Source organism: Streptomyces sp. SID5464 (assembly GCF_009862985.1).
Taxonomy (GTDB): Bacteria; Actinomycetota; Actinomycetes; order Streptomycetales; family Streptomycetaceae; genus Streptomyces; species Streptomyces chartreusis_D.
The window spans coordinates 14434-34473 of sequence record NZ_WWIQ01000041.1 but is presented as its reverse complement, the minus strand read 5'-3'; the positions used below and the strand labels follow the sequence as shown (position 1 = coordinate 34473).

The window sequence follows — 20040 nt, the reverse complement described above, 5'->3', positions numbered from 1 at the left end:
CGCAGGCCGCAGGCCGCAGGCCGCAGGCCGCTGCATGATCGGACTGCCGCGCTGAAGGTGGGACGCGGGCCCGTCAGCCGTGAGCCGCCGTGGGGGAACCACCGCTGTTCCGGCGGGTCCGGCCGTCGCTGGTGTCAGAAGCCGCCCCCGAAGTCCCCTCCCCCACCGAAGTCGCCGCCGCCGAAACCGCCGCCGAAGTCGCCACCGAAGTCGCCGGTGTCGAAGTCCGCGCCGGAGACGTCGCCGCCCCCGTAGCCGCCGAAGTCGCCGTAGCCGGAGCCGTAGTCGGCCGCGTAGGCGGGGCCGGCCATCATGCTGCCGAGCATGGTGCCGACGAGGAGGCCGGGCAGGATGCCGCCGCCGAAGTAGCCGCCGGCCCAGGGGCCGTACGCCGGGCCGGCCTCCCAGTACGGGCGGCGGCCGAGCTCGGTGTCGACCTCGCGGATCACCGGGTCCCGGCCCTCGGCGAGCCGGGTCCGGTCGGCCGCGCAGACGGGGACGTCGCGCGTGGCGCCGCCCGGGGGCGTCCAGCTCTCGTCGGCGACCGAGGGGCCGTGTCGGGGGTCGAAGAAGCAGGGCGGGCGGCGCTCCGGCAGCGGGCCGCCCTCGCGGCGGGCCGCGAGTCGCGCCAGGGAGAACCGGCCGTCCTCCACGGCCTGGGTGACAGCCCGCACGTCCTCCGGTTTGGTCGCGGCCGCCATCAGGGACTTCGCCTGTTCGTAGGCGTCCAGGGCATGTTCGTAGTCGGCGCGCATCGCGTCGTCGGCGCCGGGGTCGCCGGGATGGAAGTCGAGCCGGTCGAGTTCCTCGCCGAAGGCGGTGATGTCCTCGTCGACCACCACGCGGAGCTTCTCCAGCGCGGCCCGCTGCTCCTCCTCGTGGCGGCGGCGGTTGCGGCGGACCAGCGCGTAGGCGCCCGCGCCACCGGCGGCGACCAGTGCGCCGACCGTGATCAGACCGCCGACCGGCACGTCGCTGCCCGAGCCGTCGCTCCAGCTGCTGGGCGCCGAGCCGCCCACGTTGCGCAGGGCGTCGTCGACGAAGTCGTTCAGCTGGGCCTTGGCGTCGCCCGCGCCCCGCACGGCCGTGACCAGGTTGGACACCGCCTGGGGGCTCATCACCGCGCTGTCCGCACGGGCGTCGAACCGGTCTCCGAGTCGGATGCCGTACAGGCCGGTGATGCCGGTCTCGGTGCGGAGGTTCCGGAAGAGGTCCTGCGTGGGGAAGCCGGCCGGGAGGACCGCCACGAAGACGGGCTTGTCCGCGTCCTTGATCTTGTCGGCGAGTGCCTCGGCGTCCGAGGCGGCGAGCTGGCCGGAGGCGGCGGGATCGACGTAGACCGGGTTCTCGCGCAGTTCCGCGGCGACCTTCGAGAGGTCGGTGGCCGCCTGCGCACCGGGCGCACCGGCCATCAGCGCCGCCAGGACGGCGACGACCGGCACGATCAGCAGACGTACGACGGTACGCACCAGCGCGGCCTTCATATCTTCGAAGCTACCCGAATCGGAACAAAAAGGGACATCGGCCGGGGTACGGATTCTGGATGCTGCCGCGCGCGGACCCCAGGGACTGCCGAAGGAACGGACCGGCTGACGGGCGACGGCGCGGAAGGCGCCGTCGCCACCCGCCTACTCGGCCGGGCTCACTCCCGCCCGCAGCAGCCCGTACGTGTACGCGTCCTCCAGGGCCTGCCAGCTCGCGGCGATGACGTTGTCGGCGACGCCCACCGTGGACCACTCGCCCGTACCGTCGGACGTGGAGATCAGCACGCGGGTCGTCGAGTTGGTGCCGTGCTTGCCCTCCAGGATGCGGACCTTGTAGTCCACCAGGTCCAGCTTGGCGAGCTGCGGGTAGATCTTCTCCAGGCCCACGCGCAGGGCCCGGTCCAGCGCGTTGACCGGGCCGTTGCCCTCGGCCGTGGCGACGATGCGCTCGCCCTTGGCCCAGAGCTTGACCGTGGCCTCGTTGGCGTGGGAACCGTCGGGCCGGTCCTCCACGATGGCACGCCAGGACTCGACCTCGAAGTAGCGCAACGGCTTGCCCTGGACCTCCGTGCGCAGCAGGATCTCGAAGCTGGCGTCGGCCGCCTCGTACGTGTAACCCCTGAGTTCGCGCTCCTTCACCCGCTCGACCACCCGGCCGACCAGCTCGCGGTCGCCGCCGAGGTCGATGCCGAGTTCCTTGCCCTTGAGCTCGATGGAGGCGCGGCCGGCCATGTCGGAGACCAGCATCCGCATGGTGTTGCCGACCTGCTCCGGGTCGATGTGCTGGTACAGGTCCGGGTCGACCTTGATGGCCGAGGCGTGCAGGCCGGCCTTGTGCGCGAAGGCCGAGAGGCCTACGTAGGGCTGGTGCGTGGAGGGCGTGAGGTTGACGACCTCGGCGATGGCGTGCGAGATGCGGGTCATCTCGCGCAGACGGCCCTCGGGCAGCACCTGCTTGCCGTACTTGAGCTCCAGGGCCGCCACGACCGGGAAGAGGTTGGCGTTGCCGACGCGTTCGCCGTAGCCGTTGGCCGTGCACTGGACGTGCGTCGCGCCCGCGTCGACGGCGGCCAGCGTGTTCGCCACGGCGCAGCCCGTGTCGTCCTGGGCGTGGATGCCGAGCCGGGCGCCCGTGTCGGCCAGGACGGTGGCGACGACCGCCTGGATCTGCGCCGGGAGCATGCCGCCGTTGGTGTCGCAGAGGACCACCACGTCCGCGCCGGCCTCGGAGGCGGTCCGGACGACCGACTTCGCGTACTCGGGGTTCGCGCGGTAGCCGTCGAAGAAGTGCTCGCAGTCGACGAAGACGCGGCGGCCCTGTTCCTTCAGGAAGGACACCGTGTCGCGGACCATCGCCAGGTTCTCGTCCAGGGTCGTGCGCAGGGCGAGTTCGACATGGCGGTCGTGCGACTTGGCGACCAGCGTGATCACCTGCGCGCCGGATTCCAGGAGCGCCCTGACCTGCGGGTCCTCGGCGGCCGTGGTGCCGGCGCGGCGTGTGGAGCCGAACGCGACCAGCTGGGCGTGCCGGAAGTCGATCTCCTGCCGGGCACGGGCGAAGAACTCGGTGTCCCGGGGGTTCGCACCCGGCCAGCCGCCCTCGATGAAGCCGACGCCGAAGTCGTCCAGGTGCCGCGCGATGGCCAGCTTGTCCGCGACGGTGAGGTTGATGCCCTCCCGCTGGGCACCGTCGCGCAGGGTGGTGTCGAAGACGTGGAAGGAATCGTCGAGCTCGCTGGTAGCGGTCATGGTGTCAAGGCTCCTGAGGATTGGATCTCGGTCGTACCGGAGTGACCGGCTCCACCGCCCCCACATACTCCCTCGCGCTCTCGCTCCTGACTGCGGGTGGGCCAGAAATGCGAAAAACCCCTCGCGGGTGCGAGAGGTCTGCGCGCGGGTCGAGGACGACGGTGTCCGCCCGTACCTGGTCGTACGTGGCGGTCACTGCGGACCGGCGCGCCTGCTGCCAATAATCATGGCGAACGAGAGCACGGGGGCAGTCTGGCACAACCCCCGTGCCCGGCTCACGGTTGTCTCAGGATGCGGTCGGTCACCTCATGTGACGGACGTAGACGTGCGAGGTGTCGTACGTGTCGCCCGGCACGAGGTCGGCTGCGGAGCTGCTGAAGGCGACCTGGCGGCCGTGCCGGTCGATCACCGGGGCGGACACGCCCTGGTCGTTCGGCCCGCCCTGGGCGTCCGGGCTGGCGAGGACCGTGCGCCCGGTGCGCAGATCGCGGACGTACGCGCGGGTGGTGTGGCTGGTGTCGCCCGGGTCGGCCGAGACGAAGGCCAGATACCGGTTGTCGGCGCTGAGCTGCGGATTCGCGGTGAACGCGGCCGGGTCGACGGCGTCGATCCGGCGCAGCTCGCCCGTCGTGAGGTCGCGGATGAAGACGTTGTGTCCCTTGTTGGTGTCGCCCGGCGTGAGCCGCGAGTCCAGCGAGTTGAACAGGGCGTACCGCCCGTCGGCGCTGACCTGCGGGAACTCGGTCTGTCCATCGGACTTCAGCCCGTCCGGGGCCCGGTCGGCGTGGAACAGCTCGCCGCTCGGCACGTCACGGACGTAGGCGTCGCTCCAGTCGCCCGAGGCGGGGTGCGGGATGAAGAACTGGTAGCCGACGCGCTTGCCGTCGGCGCTGATGGACGGGTTGGTGGCGGCGGTCTTCCGGTCGCCGGCGGCGGGCACCTGGCTGATGCGGACGGCCTCGCCGGTGGTGCGGTCGACCCGGTAGACGCGTCCCCAGCCGTCGTCGGACTGCGTGAAGTCCGAGCGCTGGGCGATGAAGGCGACGTAGCGGCCGTCGGCGCTGATGGCGGGCTGCCGGCCGGTGTCGTAGCCCGTGTCGACGGTGTCCTCGATTCGCTGGAGGGCGCCGGACTTCAGGTCCTTGACCCAGATGTGGCTGCGGCCGTCCTCCGTGGCGGCGAAGGCGAGGTAGCGACCGTTGCCGCTGAGGGCGACGTCGTCGACCGGGCCGCCGTCCGCCGCGGTACCGGCCGGCCGGGTGGTGCCGGTCCTCAGGTCGCGCACGAAGGCGTCGGCGGCGCCGTCGGTGTCGCCGGCGACGAGGTTGTCGGCGCTGGAGACGAAGGCCAGATAGCGGCCGTCGGCGCTCAGACTCGGCCCGCCGGAGGCGCCGTTGCCCTCGGTGCCGTCCGGTGCGACGCTCGCCTTCTCGGTCCGCGGCGCCGCCGGAGCGGCGGTCGCGGGCAGCGCGGCGACGCCGCCGAGTGTGACGGCCAGAGCCACGCCGAGCGTGCCGGACGTGGCCCTCCTGGTGCTGGTCATGTGCTGTTCCCCCTGTGTCCCCGTTGACGCTTCTCCCCCGGCCCCGCGCCGAGGGCTCCCCCAGAGCCAACAACATCACGGATCACGGGGTCAATCCGTCGTTTTGAGTACAACCCGGGCAGGCGTTCAGGCGTCCGCGAGGAGGCTGTCGGCGAGGAACTCGTGCACGTGCCGGAGGACTTGGGCCCGGTCGGTGCCGCGCAGACCGATCGCCACGTGGATGGCGAAGCCGTCCAGCAGCGCTCGCAGGCGGGCGGCGAACCGGTCCGGGTCGACGCTTTTGAACTCGCCCCGCGAGATGCCCTCGGCGAGCAGGGCCACCAGGTCGCGGTGCCAGGCGCCCTCGATGGCGGCCTGCCGGTCGCGGGCGTCGGCGTCGGCGGCAGCGCTCTGCGAGCGGTTCCAGACCTCCAGCCACAGCGTCCAGTGCGGGTCGCGGTGGCCGTCGGGGACGTACAGGTCGACGTAGGCGTCGAGGCGTTCGCGGGCGCCGGCGGCGCGGGTCAGCAGCCGTCCGCGCTCGGCGCCCAGCCGGCCCTCGCTCCACTCCAGGGTGCGCAGCAGCAGCTCGTCCTTGGAGCCGAAGTAGTAGAGCAGGTGACCGCTGCTCATGCCGACCTCGCGGCCGAGCGCCGCCATGGTGAGCTTCTCCAGGCCGCGCTCGGCGATCATCTCCATGGCGGCGGCGAGCACGTCCTCGCGGGGCGGGGCCTGCCTGCGCCCACCGGCCATCTGCTGCTCCCGGGTGCTAGATCTTCGGCTGTTGCTGGGTGATGCAGTGAATGCCTCCACCGCCAGCGAAGATCGTACGGGCGTCCGCCAGGGTCACGGTCCGCTGCGGGAACAGGCGGCGGAAGATGCCGGCCGCGAGTTCGTCGCGCGGGTCGTCGAAGCCGCACAGGACCAGGCCGCCGTTGCAGAGGTAGTGGTTGATGTAGGAGTAGTCGACCCAGTGGCCGTCGGCCTCCAGGACCGTGGGGGCCGGCACCTCGACGACCTCCAGGCGGCGGCCGCGCGCGTCCGTCTGCGACCTCAGCAGGCCGGTGATCTCCTTCGTCACCTCGTGGTCGGGATGCGCCGGGTCCGGCTGCACATGGGCCACGACCACGCCGGGGCGGGCGAAGGCCGCGACGATGTCGACGTGGCCGAGGGTGCCGAAGCCGTGCGGGGGGTAGTCGCCGGTCAGGCCGCGCGGCAGCCAAATCGCCTTGCGGGTGCCGAGCAGGGCGTGGATCTCGGCCTCGATCCGCTCCCGCGTCCAGCCGGGGTTGCGCTCGGGGCCCAGTTGCACGGTCTCGGTCAGCAGGACCGTCCCCTCGCCGTCCACATGGATCGCCCCGCCCTCGTTGACGAGCTGCGAGGCGTACGTCCGTGCTCCCGCGAGGTCCGCGACGTGCGCGGCGATCTTCGCGTCGTGCTCCCAGCGGGCCCAGCTCTGGGCGCCCCAGCCGTTGAACGTCCAGTCGACGGCGGCCAGTCCGCCGCGCCCGTCGGTCAGGAAGGTCGGGCCGGTGTCGCGCATCCAGGCGTCGTCGAGGTCGCGTTCGACCGTCTCGATCCCCTCGCCCAGCAGGGTGCGGGCTCGCGCCGACTGCCCGGGGCCGCACACCACCGTCACCGGCTCGAACCGGCGGATCGCGCGGGCCACCGAGGCCCAGGCGATCCGGGCGGCGGCCAGGTCCTCCGGGTCGTCGAAGGTCGGGTTCGGGCCCGGCCAGGCCATCCAGGTGCGCTCGTGCGGGGCCCATTCGGCGGGCATGCGGAAGCCGTCGGCGGCTGCGGACATCGTGAACCTCAGAGGAAGTAGAGACGGTTGAGGGAGACGGACTCGGCCGGTGCGGAGCGCAGCGGTTCGCCGTCGAGGGTGACGAGGCCGGTGCGCTGGTCCACGTCGACGGCCCCGGTGCGGGAGTTGAGGCGCAGGTCGGCCGGGCCGATACCGCGCGTGCCGCGCACGGCGACCCTGCGGCGCCGGGTGGGCATGGTGTCGTGGCCCTGGTCGAGTGCGGCCTGCGCGACGAAGGCGAGCGAGATGTCGGCCGGCGTGGCGCCGTGCGCCCCGAACTGCGGCCCCAGCACCAGGGGTTCGCAGGTGTCGGTCGCCGCGTTCGGGTCGCCGGTCACGCCGTACGCCGGGAAGCCGGCCTTCAGCACGAGCTGCGGCTTGGCGCCGAAGTACTCCGGCCGCCACAGCACGATGTCGGCGAGCTTGCCGACCTCCAGGGACCCCACCTCGTGCGCGAGGCCGTGCGCGATGGCGGGGTTGACGGTCAGCTTGGCGATGTACCGCAGGACGCGTTCGTTGTCGTGGCCGCAGTCCGGGGCGCCGAACTGGGCCTTCATCTTCCCGGCCATGGCGAAGGTACGGCGGACCGTCTCGCCCGCGCGCCCCATGCCCTGCGCGTCCGAGGAGGTGATGCCGATGGCGCCCAGGTCGTGCAGGACGTCCTCGGCGCCCATGGTTCCGGCGCGGATGCGGTCGCGGGCCATGGCGGCGTCGCCGGGCAGGTCGGGCTTGAGGTCGTGGACGGAGACGATCATCCCGTAGTGCTCGGCGACGGCGTCCCGGCCGAAGGGCAGGGTCGGGTTGGTGGAGGAGCCGATGACGTTCGGCACGCCCGCCATCTTCAGGACGTTGGGGACGTGTCCGCCGCCGCAGCCCTCGATGTGGAAGGCGTGGATGGTCCTGCCCTCCAGCACCCGCAGGGTGTCCTCCACGGACAGGCACTCGTTCAGCCCGTCGCTGTGCAGGGCGACTTGGACGTCGTGCTCCTCGGCGACGCGCAACGCGGTGTCCAGGGCACGCGTGTGCGCGCCCATGTCCTCGTGCACCTTGAAGCCGCAGGCGCCGCCCTCGGCGAGGGCCTCGACCAGCGGCGCCGCGTGGGACGACGAACCCCGGCCCAGGAAGCCGATGTTGACGGGCCAGGCGTCGAACGCGTTGAACGCGTGCCGCAGCGCCCAGGGCGAGTTGACGCCGACGCCCCACACGGGCCCGAACTCCTGCCCGATGACCGTGGTCACGCCGGAGGCGAGCGAGGCCTCCATGATGCGGGGCGACAGCAGGTGGACGTGGGTGTCGACGGCCCCGGCGGTGGCGATGAGGCCCTCGCCGGAGACGATCGACGTCCCGGTGCCCACGACGACGTCGACCCCCTCGAGGGTGTCGGGGTTCCCGGCCCGTCCGATCGAGCAGATCCGCCCTTCGCGGATGCCGATGGAGACCTTCCGGATGCCCTGCACGGCGTCGATCACCACGACGTTGCTGATGACGACGTCACAGGTCTCCCGGACGGCGGCGGCCTTGAGGTGCAGCCCGTCGCGGGCGGTCTTGCCGAACCCGGCGAGGAACTCGTCGCCGTACCGCTGGGCGTCGGACTCGACGCGGATGGTCAGGCCGGAGTCGCCGAGGCGGACGCGGTCGCCGGCGCGGGGGCCGTGGGTGGCGGCGTACTCGTACGGGGTGAGGCGGCGGGCCTCGGCGGGGTGGCCTCCCGGGCGGCTCATCGCTCGACCTCCTGATCAGGTGTGTCCGGTACGCCGAGATATCCGCAGGCGGCGGCCCGGCGCAGGGCCTCCTCCTTCGCGCCCGGTGCGTCCAGCGGCCCGTCGACCAGCCCGGCGAACCCGATCGCGATCCGCTCGCCCCCGATCGGCACCAGCCCGACCTCGACGCTCTCCCCCGGCCCGAACCGCACGGAGGATCCGGCGGGCACGGCCAGGCGCAGGCCGTAGGCCCGCCCGCGGTCGAACGCCAGCCGTGGGTTGGCCTCGAAGAAGTGGAAGTGGGAGGTGACGGAGACGGGCACGGTCGCGGTGTTGGTGACCGTCAGCCGTTCGACGGGCTCGGGGTCGGCATGCTCGGGCCCGGGCAGCAGGGCGCCCGGCGCTGCCTGCCCCGAGCCGCCGCCGATGGGGTCGGAGACGACCGCGAGCCGCGAGCCGTCGTCGAAGACCGCCTCGACGTGCACCTCGGTCACGACGTCGGCGACACCGGGCAGCACGTCGTCCGGGCCGAGCACGGACCGGGCGGCCTCAATGGCCTCCGCCAGCCGCTTGCCGTCCCGGGCGGCCTCGCACACCGTGTCGGCGATGAGCGCGGTCGCCTCGGGGACGTTGAGCCTCAGTCCCCTGGCCCTGCGGGCGCGGGCGAGCTCGGCGGTGCCGAAGAGCAGCAGCCGGTCGCGTTCGGTCGGGGTCAGCCGCATGTCACTCCCTCCATTTAGAGCATCACTCTAAACATGAAATTCCCTCCTCCGGAAGGTTGACGGCGAGCTGCGACTCCCATCACATTGAACGTCGCTCTAACCGAGGGAGACAAGCATGCCGATCGAACAGCGCGGAGTCGACACCATCCCCGAGGAGGAGCGGACCAGTGGGCCGCGGGACCTCGTCTCGATCCTGCTCGGCTCCAACCTCTGCCTGGGCGTGATCGTCTTCGGCTGGCTGCCGCCGTCCTTCGGCCTCGACTGGTGGTCGTCGGTCAGCGCGGTCCTGGCGGGCACGGTGGTGGGCGTGGTGCTCACGGCTCCCCTCGCCCTGGTCTCGCTGCGCACCGGCACCAACCTGTCGACCTCCTCCGGCGCCCAGTTCGGGGTCCGCGGCCGGCTGGTCGGCTCGGTGGTCGGCCTGCTGCTGGCCCTCGGCTACACCGCGCTGACCGTGTGGATCGGCGGGGACGTGATGGTGAGCGTGCTGGGCCGGCTGGCCGGGCTGCCGCAGGGCGGGACGTCCTACGGGATCGTCTACGGACTGCTCGCCGCGGCCACCGTCGCGGGCGCGGTGTACGGCTACCGGGTGCTGCTCACCATGTCCCGGATCCTGGCCTTCGGCATGACGGCCCTGCTGGCGCTGGGCGTGATCGCCTACGCACCCGGCTTCACCACCGCCGCGCTGCCGGAGACCGGCGGCTATCTGCTGGATGGGTTCTGGCCGACCTGGCTGCTCGCGGCCGTGGCCGCCGGGCTGTCCGGGCCGATCGCGTTCATCACGCTGCTCGGCGACTACACCCGCTACATCTCCCCGGCCCGCCACTCCTCACGCCGGGTGCTGCACGCGACCTGGCTGGGGCTGATGCTGGGGCTGCTGGTGCCGCAGCTCTTCGGCACCTTCACGGCGTACGCGGCCCGGGCCGCCCTCGACTACGCGGGGCCGCTGGTCGACGCGGCCCCCGCCTGGTACCTCGTGCCGCTGCTGCTGGCGGCCTCCGCGGGCTCGGTCGGCAACGCGGGTCTGATGCTGTACTCGATGGGCCTGGACCTCGACGCGATCCTGCCGCGCGCCTCCCGGGCCAGGGCCACGTACACGGTCGCCGTGGTGGCCACGGCCTGCGTCTTCGCCGGGCACTACTACTCGACCGCGCAGAACGCGATGACGTCCTTCGTGCTGCTGCTGACAGCCATCGGCACGCCCTGGGCGGTGATCACCCTCATCGGCTTCGCCCGCTGCGGCGGGGTGTACGACGCGGACGCCCTCCAGGTCTTCAACCGCCGCGCGCGGGGCGGCGTCTACTGGTACCGCGCCGGCTGGAACGTCCCGGCGACCCTCTCCTGGGCGGCCGGTGCACTCGTCGGCGCCCTGGCGGTGTCCCTGCCGTCGTACCAGGGCCCGCTGCTGGCACTGACCGGCGGGGTGGACTGCAGCTTCCTGCTGTCGGGGCTGGTGGGCGGGGTGGCGTACGCGCTGTCGGCCCCGGGCTCGCTGATGAAGGAGCCCGGGGCCGAGGTAGCTGGCCCTGCCACCTGTCCGACCGATTCGGGAGGCGTGTAGCGGGAGCCCGAGGGCGACGCCGGTGCTCCGGCTTCTTGACCGACCGATTCGGGCGGTGGGTGGGCATAGGCCTGGGGCGGAGCCCCCGGCCCCCGGCCTCGACGCCGAGTGCTTCTTATCCCAGCTGGTGCATCCAGCCGTGCTTGTCCTCCGCCGTACCGCGCTGGATGTCGAGCAGGGCCTGGCGGAGCCGGAGCGTGACCTCGCCCGGCTCGCCCCCGCTCTGCTGCCACTCGGCCCCGGCGCGCTTCACCGTCCCGACCGGCGTGATCACCGCAGCCGTACCGCAGGCGAACACCTCGGTGAGCGACCCGTTCTCCGAGTCCCGCTGCCACTGGTCGACCGAGACCCGGCCTTCCTCGGCCTCGTACCCGAGATCACGGGCGACGGCGAGCAACGAGTCGCGGGTGACACCCTCCAGGATCGAACCCGTGAGGGACGGCGTGACGATCTTGTTGCCGTACACGAAGTACAGGTTCATGCCGCCGAGCTCCTCGACCCACTGGTGCTCGACCGCGTCGAGGTAGCAGACCTGGTCACAGCCCTTGGCCGCGGCCTCGGCCTGCGCCAGCAGGGACGCCGCGTAGTTGCCGCCGGTCTTCGCGTCGCCCATGCCGCCGGGGACGGCGCGGACGCGGTCCTCGGAGACCCAGATGGAGACCGGCTTGACGCCGCCCGGGAAGTAGGCGCCGGCCGGGGAGGCGATGACCAGGAACAGGTACTCGTTCGCGGGCTTCACGCCCAGCCCGACCTCGGTCGCGATCATGAACGGACGCAGGTAGAGGGACTCCTCCCCGCCGTGCGCCGGCACCCAGGCCTTGTCCTGCCTCACCAGCGCGTCGCACGCCTCGATGAACGTCTCGACCGGCAGCTCCGGCATCGCCAGCCGGCGCGCGGAGCTCTGGAAGCGCTCGGCGTTCTTCTCCGGACGAAACGTGGCGACCGAGCCGTCGGGGCGGCGGTAGGCCTTCAGCCCCTCGAAGATCTCCTGCGCGTAGTGCAGGACCGTGGTCGCGGGGTCGAGGGAGATCGGCGCGTACGGCACGAGTTGGCCGTCGTGCCAGCCGCGGCCCTCCGTCCACTTGATCGTCACCATGTGGTCGGTGAAGTGGCGGCCGAACCCGGGGTTGGCCAGGATCGCCTCCCGTTCTGCGGCGGAGAGCGGGTTGGCGGACGGCTTGAGCTCGATCGTGGGCGTCGTCATGGGTTGAAGTCCTTCACCGGTTGTAGTGACGGGCCGCGCTCGGTACAGCTCTGATGGTGACCAGTGCCAGGACGTCCGAGCGTTCCCTCGTTCCGCGGCCTCGCGTTCGATTATCGCCCGCGGGCAGCGGCGGAAGGAACGGGGTGAATACGGCCCGGTGGTCGATGGTGACACCCGGCGGGGACATGCGGAAGCCGCCGGGTGCGGATGCGACCCGGCGGCTTGGGATGAGCAGCGGCGGGTCAGCCGGCTACTCGTACGGCGAGCGCGTCGCCGATCTCCGAGGTGGAGCGGGCGGGCTTGCCGGTGCGCTCCGACAGGTCGGCGGAGACCGCCTCGTCGATCCGGGCGGCCTCGGCCTCGTAGCCGAGGTGGCGCAGGAGCAGGGCGACGGACAGCACCGTGGCGGTCGGGTCGGCCTTGCCCTGGCCGGCGATGTCCGGGGCCGAGCCGTGCACGGGCTCGAACATCGAGGGGAACTCTCCGGACGGGTTGATGTTGCCGGAGGCCGCCACACCGATGCCGCCGGAGACGGCCGCGGCGAGGTCGGTGATGATGTCACCGAAGAGGTTGTCGGTGACGATCACGTCGAAGCGCTCGGGCTGGGTGACCAGGTAGATCGTGGCCGCGTCGACGTGCATGTACTCGGTGGTGACCTCGGGGAACTCCTCGGCCACCTTGTTGAAGATGTTCGTCCACAGGTGGCCCGCGAAGGTCAGCACGTTGTTCTTGTGGATCAGCGCCAGCTTCTTGCGCGGGCGGGCCTGGGCACGTGCGAAGGCGTCGCGGACCACGCGCTCGACACCGAAGGCCGTGTTCACGGACACCTCGGTGGCGACCTCGTGCTCGGTGCCCTTGCGGATCGTGCCGCCGTTGCCGGTGTACGGGCCCTCGGTGCCCTCGCGGACCACGACGAAGTCGATCTGCGGCTCGCCGGCCAGCGGGGTCGCGACGCCCGGGAGCAGCTTCGACGGACGCAGGTTGACGTGGTGGTCGAAGGCGAAGCGGAGCTTCAGCAGGAAGCCGCGCTCCAGGACGCCGGACGGCACGCTCGGGTCGCCGATCGCGCCGAGCAGGATGGCGTCGTGCTTCTTCAGGGCGTCGAGGTCCGCGTCGGTGAGGGTCTCACCGGTGGCGTGGTAGCGCCGGGCGCCGAAGTCGTACTCCTTGGTCTCCAGCTTCACATCCTGCGGAAGGACGGCGGAGAGGACCTTCAGGCCTTCGGCCACGACTTCCTGGCCGATGCCGTCACCGGGAATCACTGCGAGATTGATGCTGCGAGACATGCGGGCACCCTACTCCTCGTCCCATGGGATGACACAGGGTGTCCGTGATGCGGACAGACGCCGTTGACCCGCCAGGGGGACCGCACTCGGCCGACGGTTTCCGTTCACCCGTACGGGGGGCGGATGTTGACGTTCGCTGGGAAGTTGACCCGACATGGAGATCCCCCACTTCGGCATCCCGCCCGAGCTCGCACGCCGGATGAGCATGGCGGAACAGCACGAGTACCTGCGCACGCGGCTGTCGCGGCGCCGCACGCTGGTGACGGCGGGCGCGGTCGCGGGCGGCCTGCTGACCGGCTGCTCCGGCCCGGGACCCGGGAGCGGTACGGCGACCAGGAGCCCGTCGCCGAGCACGTCGAAGACGCCCGGCTCCTTCGTCACCCCCTTCGGCCGCCATCTCGCCTTCGGCGCCGACCCGAAGACGCAGATGCGGATCTCCTGGCAGGTGCCGCTGGCGGTGCGGGGGCCGTACGTCCGGGTGGGCCTGCGCCCCGACGACCTCGGCCGCAAGGTCGAGGCGGAGCTGCGCGACCTGCACACCCCGGAGCTGAAGGGCGTACGGCCGGCGGTGGAGCAGTACTACCTGCACGCGGCGCTGGACGGCCTGCGCCCGGACACGACGTACTACTACGGCGTCGGCCACGAGGGCTTCGACCCGGCGTCCCCGCGGCACCGGTCGACCGTCACGTCGTTCCGCACGGCACCCGCGAGCCCGCCGGAGCGGTTCGTGTTCACCGCGTTCGGCGACCAGGGCGTCGGCGAGGAGGCGGCCCTGAACGACCGTCTGCTGCTGCGCCGGGGCCCTGCCTTCCACCTCCACGCCGGCGACATCTGCTACGCCGACCCGACCGGCAAGGGCAAGGAGTCGGACGTCTTCGACGCCGGGCAGTGGGACCGGTTCCTGAAGCAGACCGAGCCGGTGGCCAGGTCGGTGCCGTGGATGGTGACGACCGGCAACCACGACATGGAGGCCTGGTACTCGCCGGACGGCTACGGCGGCCAGCTCGCCCGTTTCTCCCTGCCGGACAGCGGCTTCGACGCGCGGACGGCACCGGGGGTGTACGCCTTCACGTACGGCAACGTCGGCGTGGTCGCGCTGGACGCGAACGACGTGTCGTACGAGATCTCCGCCAACTTCGGCTACACGGAGGGGCGGCAGACGACGTGGCTGGACAGGAAGCTCGGCGAACTCCGAGCGGCGCGGGACGTCGACTTCATCGTCGTCTTCTTCCACCACTGCGCGTACTCGACGTCCACGCACGCCTCCGACGGCGGGGTGCGCGCCGCGTGGCTGCCCCTGTTCGCCAAGCACCAGGTGGACCTGGTGATCAACGGGCACAACCACGTCTACGAGCGGACCGACGCCATCCGGAACGGCGAGGTGGGCAGGCCGGTGCCGGTGGGCGGGACGACGGATCCCCGGCGGGACGGGATCGTGTACGTCACGGCGGGCGGCGGCGGCAAGGAGCTGTACGGCTTCCCCGACGGCGTGAAGGAGAGCTACGAGGGGAACGCCGCCGACCACGAGCCGGTCGGCACCTTCCGGTGGACGAAGTCCCGGGACACCAAGGCCGAGTCGGTGCAGTGGTCGCGGGTGCGCTACCGCGGGTTCTCGTTCCTGTCGGTGGAGGCCGTGAGCGGCGCCGCGCCGAGGCTGAAGGTGTCGGCGCTGGCGTCGAGCGGTGAGCGGATCGACCATTTCGAGGTGCGGCGCGGGGTGTGAGCCCCGCACCGCGCCTCGTCGGGTGCGGCTCCCGGACCAGGGGTGGTACGGCTCAGTGACCGGTGGATCCGCCGTTGTCCCTGCGGTCGAGGGCGCGCTGGAGCGCTGCGGCGGCGTTCTTGCGGTCGGACTCGCTCGTACGGGAGACGTGACGGACTCGGCGGCGGACGGTCGTCTCGGCCATGGGAAATCGACTCCTTCGACAGCATGGAGTGCGGAAAGGGATACGAGACGCCGGATGGGGCGGGGAGCGGTGCCGCAGGGGTTGCCTGCACGGGGCCCGGCTCACGACCGCCATTCGCTTGGTCGAGCGAGACGTTCGGCTCCTACAAAACTAAGGGAGGCCGGAGCATCTGTCTCCACAATTACTCGGACTTCCTACTATCTGAGACGGTGGACTACGTGACACCCCGCTGACCTGCGGTGATCCCTAGAGCACATCTCCGTCGCGCCAGTCGAAGAGCAGCTCGTGCGCGGGGTCGAGCGGCCCGGCGAGGGCGGGCCGGACGTAGGTGCTGTCCTCTTCGTCCGGCAGGCGGACGACGCCGTCCCGCGGGCTGAGGGCGTGCACCTGGCCGCGCCACAGCCGCCAGCCGCGGGAGGTGTAGAGCCGGGCGCCGTCGTCGCTGGCGGAGAGGGCGCCGAGGTCGTAGGCGCGGTCGACGACGCGTTCCAGCTCCGCCATGACCTGCCCGCCGAGGCCGGTGCGGCGGGCGTCGGCGCGTACGGCGACGTTCTCGACGTACCCGACGCGCAGCCACCGGCCGCGGTGCCGCACCCGGCGCATCACGACCGCCCCGTGCGCGGCGAGCCCGGAGCCGTCGTGCACGAGGACGTGCATGCCGCCGAGGCCGTGGTCCCAGTCCTCGTCGCCGAAGTCGCCGTCGAAGGCGGCGTCCAGCAGGGCCCGTGCGGCGTGGAGTTCGGCCGGCGTGAGGTCGGCGGTGTGGGCGGTGCGTGCTCGGGTGGTCATCGGGTCAGTCTTCCCCGCGGACATGCCGACGGGCCAGGTCGTTTCGTGACCTGGCCCGTCGGTTCGCCGGGACTCAGCCCATGTGCGGGTAGGTGTAGTCGGTCGGCGGGACCAGCGTCTCCTTGATGGCGCGGGTCAGGGTCCAGCGCATCAGGTTCTGCGGTGCACCGGCCTTGTCGTTGGTGCCGGAGGCACGGCCGCCGCCGAAGGGCTGCTGGCCGACGACGGCGCCGGTCGACTTGTCGTTGATGTAGAAGTTGCCGGCGGCGTAGCGGAGCTTGTTCGCCGTGTGGGCGGCCGCCGCGCGGTCGTTCGCGATGACCGAGCCGGTGAGGGCGTAGTCGGAGACGGACTCCATCTGGGTCAGCATCTCGTCGTACTTCTCGTCCTCGTAGACGTGCACGGCGATGACCGGGCCGAAGTACTCGGTGCGGAAGACCTCGTTCTCCGGGTCGGTGCACTCGATGACGGTCGGGCGGACGAACCAGCCCTCGGAGTCGTCGTAGGTGCCGCCCGCGACGATCGTGCAGGAGGGGTCCTCCTTGGCACGGTCGATGGCGGCCTTGTTCTTGGCGAAGGCACGCTCGTCGATGACGGCGCCGATGAAGTTCGACAGGTCGGTGACGTCGCCCATCTTGATGCCGTCGACCTCGGCGGCCCACTCCTCCTTGAAACCGGAGTTCCAGATCGAGGCGGGGATGTACGCCCGGGAGGTGGCGCTGCACTTCTGGCCCTGGTACTCGAAGGCACCCCGGGTCAGCGCTGTCTTCAGGATCGCCGGGTCGGCCGAGGGGTGGGCGACGAGGAAGTCCTTGCCGCCGGTCTCGCCGACCAGACGCGGGTAGGTGCGGTACTTCTCGATGTTGTTGCCGACCGTCTTCCACAGGTACTGGAAGGTCTTGGTCGAGCCGGTGAAGTGGATGCCCGCGAGGTCGCGGTGCTCCAGGGCGACCTTCGAGACCTCGATGCCGTCGCCGGTGACGAGGTTGATGACGCCCTTGGGCAGGCCGGCCTCCTCCAGGAGCTGCATGAGCAGCACGGCGGCGTGGGTCTGCGTCGGGGACGGCTTCCAGACGACGACGTTGCCCATCAGGGCCGGGGCCGTGGGCAGGTTGCCCGCGATCGCGGTGAAGTTGAAGGGCGTGATCGCGTAGACGAAGCCCTCCAGCGGGCGGTGGTCCAGGCGGTTCCACACACCCGGGGAGTTGGCCGGGGGCTGCTCGGCCAGGAGCTTGCGGGCGTAGGAGACGTTGAACCGCCAGAAGTCGATCAGCTCGCAGGGCGTGTCGATCTCGGCCTGCTGGGCGGTCTTGGACTGGCCGAGCATGGTGGAGGCGGCGAGCGTCTCGCGCCAGGGGCCGGACAGCAGCTCGGCGGCGCGCAGGATGATCGCCGCGCGGTCGTCGAAGGACATGGCGCGCCAGGCGGGCGCGGCGGCCAGGGCCGCGTCGATGGCGTCCTGGGCGTCCGCCTGCGTGGCGTTGCGGTACGTGCCGAGCACGGCCTGGTGGTTGTGCGGCTGGACGACCTTGAAGGCCTCACCGCCGCCCATCCGCTTCTCGCCGCCGATGGTGCAGGGCAGGTCGACCGGGTTGTCGGCCAGCTCCTTCAGGCGAGCCTCCAGCCGGGCACGCTCGGGCGAGCCGGGGGCGTAGCCGTGCACCGGCTCGTTGACGGGGGTGGGGACCTGGGTCACAGCGTCCATGTTTTCCGTAACTCCTTACTGAACGGTGTTTCGGTCTCAGCCCTTGGCGAGCCTCAGCCTTGCCTTGAGGAGCCTCGGCCCTGGTCGGGCTCTCAGCCCTTTGTCAGCATCGAGCGGGCGAAGAAGCGCAGGTTGGCCGGCTTCTCCGCGAGTCGGCGCATGAAGTAGCCGTACCAGTCGGTGCCGTAGGCCGTGTACACGCGCATCCGGTGGCCCTCGGCGGCCAGCCGCAGGTGCTCCTCGGTGCGGATGCCGTAGAGCATCTGGAACTCGTACTCGTCGAGCTTTCGCCCGGCGCGGTGGGCGAGCTCCTGGCCGATGGCGATCAGGCGCGGGTCGTGGGACCCGACCATCGGGTACCCCTCCCCCTCCATCAACGTCCTGAGGATCCGAACGTATGCCCGGTCGATCTCGTGTTTGTCCAGATACGCGACCGAGGACGGCTCCTTGTACGCGCCCTTGACGAGGCGCACCCGGCTGCCGTTCGCGGCGAGGCGGCGGGCGTCGGCCTCGGTGCGGAAGAGGTACGCCTGGATGACGCAGCCGGTCTGCGGGAAGTCCTTCCGCAGCTCCTCGTGGATGGCGAACATCGAGTCGAGGGTGGTGTGGTCCTCGGCGTCCAGGGTGACCGTGGTGCCGATCTCGGCGGCGGCCTCGACGACCGGGCGGACGTTGGCGAGGGCCAGTTCGTGGCCGCCGTCCAGCGCCTGCCCGAACATCGACAGCTTCACGGACATCTCGGCGCGGGTGCCGAGCTCCAGCGGCTTCAGGCGGTCGATCAGCTCCAGGTAGGCGTCCCGGGCGGCGGCGGCCTGCGCGGGGCTGGTGATGTCCTCGCCCACGACGTCCATCGTCAGCTCCAGGCCCTGCCCGGTGAGGTCCCGGATGACCGGAACGATGTCGTCGACGTCCTCGCCGGGGATGAACCGGTCGACGACCTGCCTGGTCACCGGGGCCGCCGAGATCAGGCGTCGCATCCGGTCGCTGCGCGACGCGGCGAGAATCACGGGACCCAGCACGGGGCACCTCCAGAGCACAACCAACGGATGGCCGGACCCCGGGCGGATGACGCTTCGGGTACGGCGCGGAGAACCACCGTGAAACCTAAGGATCCCCCCGATCGTCGGCCATCGACAGCTGTCACGCATCCGTGCCGCAGATCTCAGACAGATGTATGAAGGCTCCCCTGGAGTGCGGGACAATGCCCGGATGACGTCGGAACACAGGGGTGACTACGAGGAGCTGGTCGACGAGATCTCGGAGCTGCTCGGGGCGCCCGCGACGCTGGAGAACCGGGACTTCGAGCTGATCGCCTTCGGCGCGTACGACAGTGAGGGTGACCTCGATCCGTCGGCCCTGGACCCGGTGCGCACCCGCTCGATCCTGACCCGCCGCTCGACGTCGGCCGTCCGGGCGTGGTTCGAGGGCTTCGGCATCACCCGTGCGACGGGCCCGGTGCGTATCCCGCCGACGCCGGAGGCCGGGGTGTACCGGGGCCGGATCTGCCTGCCCGTCCGCCACCGGGGCGTGGTCCACGGCTATGTCTGGCTGCTGGACGACGATCCCGGCCCGAGCGAGCGCCAGCTGTCCGCCGCCATGCAGGTCACGGCCCGGATCGGCGCGCTGCTCGCGGACGAGGCCCAGCACGGCGCCGACCTCAGCCGCGAGCTGCGGGCCGTCCTCACGGCCGACCGCGACTGGCAGCGCGACATGGCCATCGCGGAACTCCGCACCGCCCTCGGTCCCCGCGCCGACGGCCTCCACACGGTGCTCTGCGTCGCCCCCTGGCCCACGGCCGACCCCGACGACGCCCCGTCGGTCCGCACGATGCCGGGCGCGACAGCCCTGTGCACCCTGCCGTGGGGGACCTCGTCCCAGTGCGTGGCCGTCCTGGTCCGCCTGCGCTCGGCGGACGTACTGACCCCGGCGACGACAGCGGCGGCCCGCCTGCTGGAACGGGCGGGCGGTCCGACGGGGCCCGACGCCCGGGGCGCGGCAAAGAGCCCCGCACGCGGGACGTCCACGGGCATGCCACGCGGAGCGGGCACCGGCACCGCTCCGTCCGGCCCGGCCGGCGGCGCCTCGCGCGCGGCGGGCACCGGCACCGCCTCCCCCGCCGCCGGTCTCGCGACACCCCGCTCCGGTCTCGCCGAGCTGGGAACCGCCTGGTGGGAGGCCTCGGCGGCGGCGCGGGCCGCCTTGGCCGAGTCCCGGCTGGGGCCCGTCGCCGAGTGGACGTCGATCGGGCCGTTCCGGCTGCTCACCGCGCTGCCGCCGGAGGTGGCCCGCGACCCGGCGGTACACGCCCTGCTCTTCCCCGTCCACCGGGAGCTGGCCCGTACCGCCGAGGTCTACCTCGACTGCGCCGGCCAGGCCGCCCGGGCCGCCGCCGAGCTGGGCATCCACCGTCAGACGCTGTACTACCGCCTGTCCCGGATCGAGAAGCTCACCGGCCTGGACCTGGACGACGGCGAGGACCGCCTGCTCCTGCACATGGCGCTGAAGGGGGCCCGGCTCGCACACGGTCAGGACATCGGGCCGTCCGGGTGAGTCCCCTCGCCTGAACGGGCGGTTTCGGCACGGAGCCACGCCGCCGGGTGCCGC

The 20040-nt window shown here is 71.8% G+C and carries 16 protein-coding genes; 3 read left to right on the top strand and 13 right to left on the bottom strand.

Annotation, left to right across the window (positions count from 1 at the left end):
- Positions 1-134 precede the first annotated feature (134 nt).
- The 7 genes from GTY47_RS21065 to ureA all read right to left on the bottom strand — a co-directional run bounded on the left by GTY47_RS21065 (position 135) and on the right by ureA (position 8984).
- On the bottom strand, positions 135-1484 hold the full coding sequence (locus tag GTY47_RS21065) for a hypothetical protein (RefSeq protein WP_010048674.1): 1350 nt from the start codon (positions 1482-1484) through the stop codon (positions 135-137).
- A gap of 144 nt (positions 1485-1628) precedes the next feature.
- Complete coding sequence (gene cimA, locus GTY47_RS21060) at positions 1629-3233, bottom strand: citramalate synthase (protein WP_010048672.1); 1605 nt, start codon at positions 3231-3233, stop codon at positions 1629-1631.
- A gap of 301 nt (positions 3234-3534) precedes the next feature.
- Positions 3535-4776 carry a PD40 domain-containing protein gene (locus GTY47_RS21055; protein ID WP_010048669.1) on the bottom strand — a complete coding sequence of 414 codons (1242 nt, stop codon included), beginning with the start codon at positions 4774-4776 and terminating at the stop codon, positions 3535-3537.
- A 126-nt stretch (positions 4777-4902) separates the two neighbouring features.
- Complete coding sequence (locus tag GTY47_RS21050; RefSeq protein ID WP_010048667.1) at positions 4903-5508, bottom strand: TetR/AcrR family transcriptional regulator; 606 nt, start codon at positions 5506-5508, stop codon at positions 4903-4905.
- A 16-nt stretch (positions 5509-5524) separates the two neighbouring features.
- Positions 5525-6562 (bottom strand): agmatine deiminase family protein, encoded by a 1038-nt coding sequence (locus tag GTY47_RS21045; RefSeq protein ID WP_010048666.1) that lies wholly within the window; start codon positions 6560-6562, stop codon positions 5525-5527.
- Between the two features lie 8 nt (positions 6563-6570).
- Complete coding sequence (locus GTY47_RS21040; protein WP_010048664.1) at positions 6571-8283, bottom strand: urease subunit alpha; 1713 nt, start codon at positions 8281-8283, stop codon at positions 6571-6573.
- A complete protein-coding gene (ureA, locus tag GTY47_RS21035; protein WP_010048662.1) occupies positions 8280-8984 on the bottom strand; it encodes an urease subunit gamma in 705 nt (234 codons plus the stop codon). Before ureA ends, GTY47_RS21040 begins: the two co-directional genes overlap by 4 nt.
- 115 nt (positions 8985-9099) lie before the next feature.
- Between ureA and GTY47_RS21030 the strand changes: the two genes are divergently transcribed.
- Positions 9100-10545, top strand: coding sequence for a cytosine permease (locus GTY47_RS21030; protein WP_010048661.1), 1446 nt, complete (start codon positions 9100-9102; stop codon positions 10543-10545).
- Between the two features lie 115 nt (positions 10546-10660).
- Here GTY47_RS21030 and GTY47_RS21025 read toward each other — a convergent pair whose 3' ends face one another.
- Both GTY47_RS21025 and GTY47_RS21020 read right to left on the bottom strand, forming a co-directional pair.
- Entirely contained in the window at positions 10661-11749 is a 1089-nt protein-coding gene (locus GTY47_RS21025; protein ID WP_010048660.1) for a branched-chain amino acid aminotransferase, read from the bottom strand.
- 242 nt (positions 11750-11991) lie between these two features.
- On the bottom strand, positions 11992-13035 hold the full coding sequence (locus tag GTY47_RS21020; protein ID WP_010048659.1) for a 3-isopropylmalate dehydrogenase: 1044 nt from the start codon (positions 13033-13035) through the stop codon (positions 11992-11994).
- Between the two features lie 154 nt (positions 13036-13189).
- Between GTY47_RS21020 and GTY47_RS21015 the strand changes: the two genes are divergently transcribed.
- Complete coding sequence (locus tag GTY47_RS21015) at positions 13190-14758, top strand: metallophosphoesterase family protein (RefSeq protein ID WP_010048657.1); 1569 nt, start codon at positions 13190-13192, stop codon at positions 14756-14758.
- A gap of 52 nt (positions 14759-14810) precedes the next feature.
- Here the strand turns inward: GTY47_RS21015 and GTY47_RS41660 are convergent, their stop codons facing one another.
- From GTY47_RS41660 to GTY47_RS21000, 4 genes are all read right to left on the bottom strand, one after another.
- The gene (locus GTY47_RS41660; protein WP_010048656.1) at positions 14811-14942 is read right to left on the bottom strand and encodes a hypothetical protein; all 132 of its coding nucleotides are present in this window, start codon (positions 14940-14942) and stop codon (positions 14811-14813) included.
- Between the two features lie 246 nt (positions 14943-15188).
- A complete protein-coding gene (locus GTY47_RS21010; protein ID WP_010048654.1) occupies positions 15189-15731 on the bottom strand; it encodes a GNAT family N-acetyltransferase in 543 nt (180 codons plus the stop codon).
- A gap of 73 nt (positions 15732-15804) precedes the next feature.
- Positions 15805-17436, bottom strand: coding sequence for an L-glutamate gamma-semialdehyde dehydrogenase (gene pruA, locus GTY47_RS21005; RefSeq protein WP_010048652.1), 1632 nt, complete (start codon positions 17434-17436; stop codon positions 15805-15807).
- Between the two features lie 92 nt (positions 17437-17528).
- Positions 17529-18455 (bottom strand): proline dehydrogenase family protein, encoded by a 927-nt coding sequence (locus tag GTY47_RS21000; protein WP_010048650.1) that lies wholly within the window; start codon positions 18453-18455, stop codon positions 17529-17531.
- Positions 18456-18645: 190 nt separating this feature from the next.
- Between GTY47_RS21000 and GTY47_RS20995 the strand changes: the two genes are divergently transcribed.
- On the top strand, positions 18646-19986 hold the full coding sequence (locus GTY47_RS20995) for a helix-turn-helix domain-containing protein (RefSeq protein WP_040904433.1): 1341 nt from the start codon (positions 18646-18648) through the stop codon (positions 19984-19986).
- The last annotated feature ends 54 nt before the right edge of the window (positions 19987-20040 follow it).

Bases quoted from the DNA above. Each gene is read 5' to 3' on its own strand.
- GTY47_RS21065 (WP_010048674.1), bottom strand. From the start codon at position 1,484: ATGAAGGCCGCGCTGGTGCGTACCGTCGTACGTCTGCTGATCGTGCCG.
- cimA (WP_010048672.1), bottom strand. From the start codon at position 3,233: ATGACCGCTACCAGCGAGCTCGACGATTCCTTCCACGTCTTCGACACC.
- GTY47_RS21055 (WP_010048669.1), bottom strand. From the start codon at position 4,776: ATGACCAGCACCAGGAGGGCCACGTCCGGCACGCTCGGCGTGGCTCTG.
- GTY47_RS21050 (WP_010048667.1), bottom strand. From the start codon at position 5,508: ATGGCCGGTGGGCGCAGGCAGGCCCCGCCCCGCGAGGACGTGCTCGCC.
- GTY47_RS21045 (WP_010048666.1), bottom strand. From the start codon at position 6,562: ATGTCCGCAGCCGCCGACGGCTTCCGCATGCCCGCCGAATGGGCCCCG.
- GTY47_RS21040 (WP_010048664.1), bottom strand. From the start codon at position 8,283: ATGAGCCGCCCGGGAGGCCACCCCGCCGAGGCCCGCCGCCTCACCCCG.
- ureA (WP_010048662.1), bottom strand. From the start codon at position 8,984: ATGCGGCTGACCCCGACCGAACGCGACCGGCTGCTGCTCTTCGGCACC.
- GTY47_RS21030 (WP_010048661.1), top strand. From the start codon at position 9,100: ATGCCGATCGAACAGCGCGGAGTCGACACCATCCCCGAGGAGGAGCGG.
- GTY47_RS21025 (WP_010048660.1), bottom strand. From the start codon at position 11,749: ATGACGACGCCCACGATCGAGCTCAAGCCGTCCGCCAACCCGCTCTCC.
- GTY47_RS21020 (WP_010048659.1), bottom strand. From the start codon at position 13,035: ATGTCTCGCAGCATCAATCTCGCAGTGATTCCCGGTGACGGCATCGGC.
- GTY47_RS21015 (WP_010048657.1), top strand. From the start codon at position 13,190: ATGGAGATCCCCCACTTCGGCATCCCGCCCGAGCTCGCACGCCGGATG.
- GTY47_RS41660 (WP_010048656.1), bottom strand. From the start codon at position 14,942: ATGGCCGAGACGACCGTCCGCCGCCGAGTCCGTCACGTCTCCCGTACG.
- GTY47_RS21010 (WP_010048654.1), bottom strand. From the start codon at position 15,731: ATGACCACCCGAGCACGCACCGCCCACACCGCCGACCTCACGCCGGCC.
- pruA (WP_010048652.1), bottom strand. From the start codon at position 17,436: ATGGACGCTGTGACCCAGGTCCCCACCCCCGTCAACGAGCCGGTGCAC.
- GTY47_RS20995 (WP_040904433.1), top strand. From the start codon at position 18,646: ATGACGTCGGAACACAGGGGTGACTACGAGGAGCTGGTCGACGAGATC.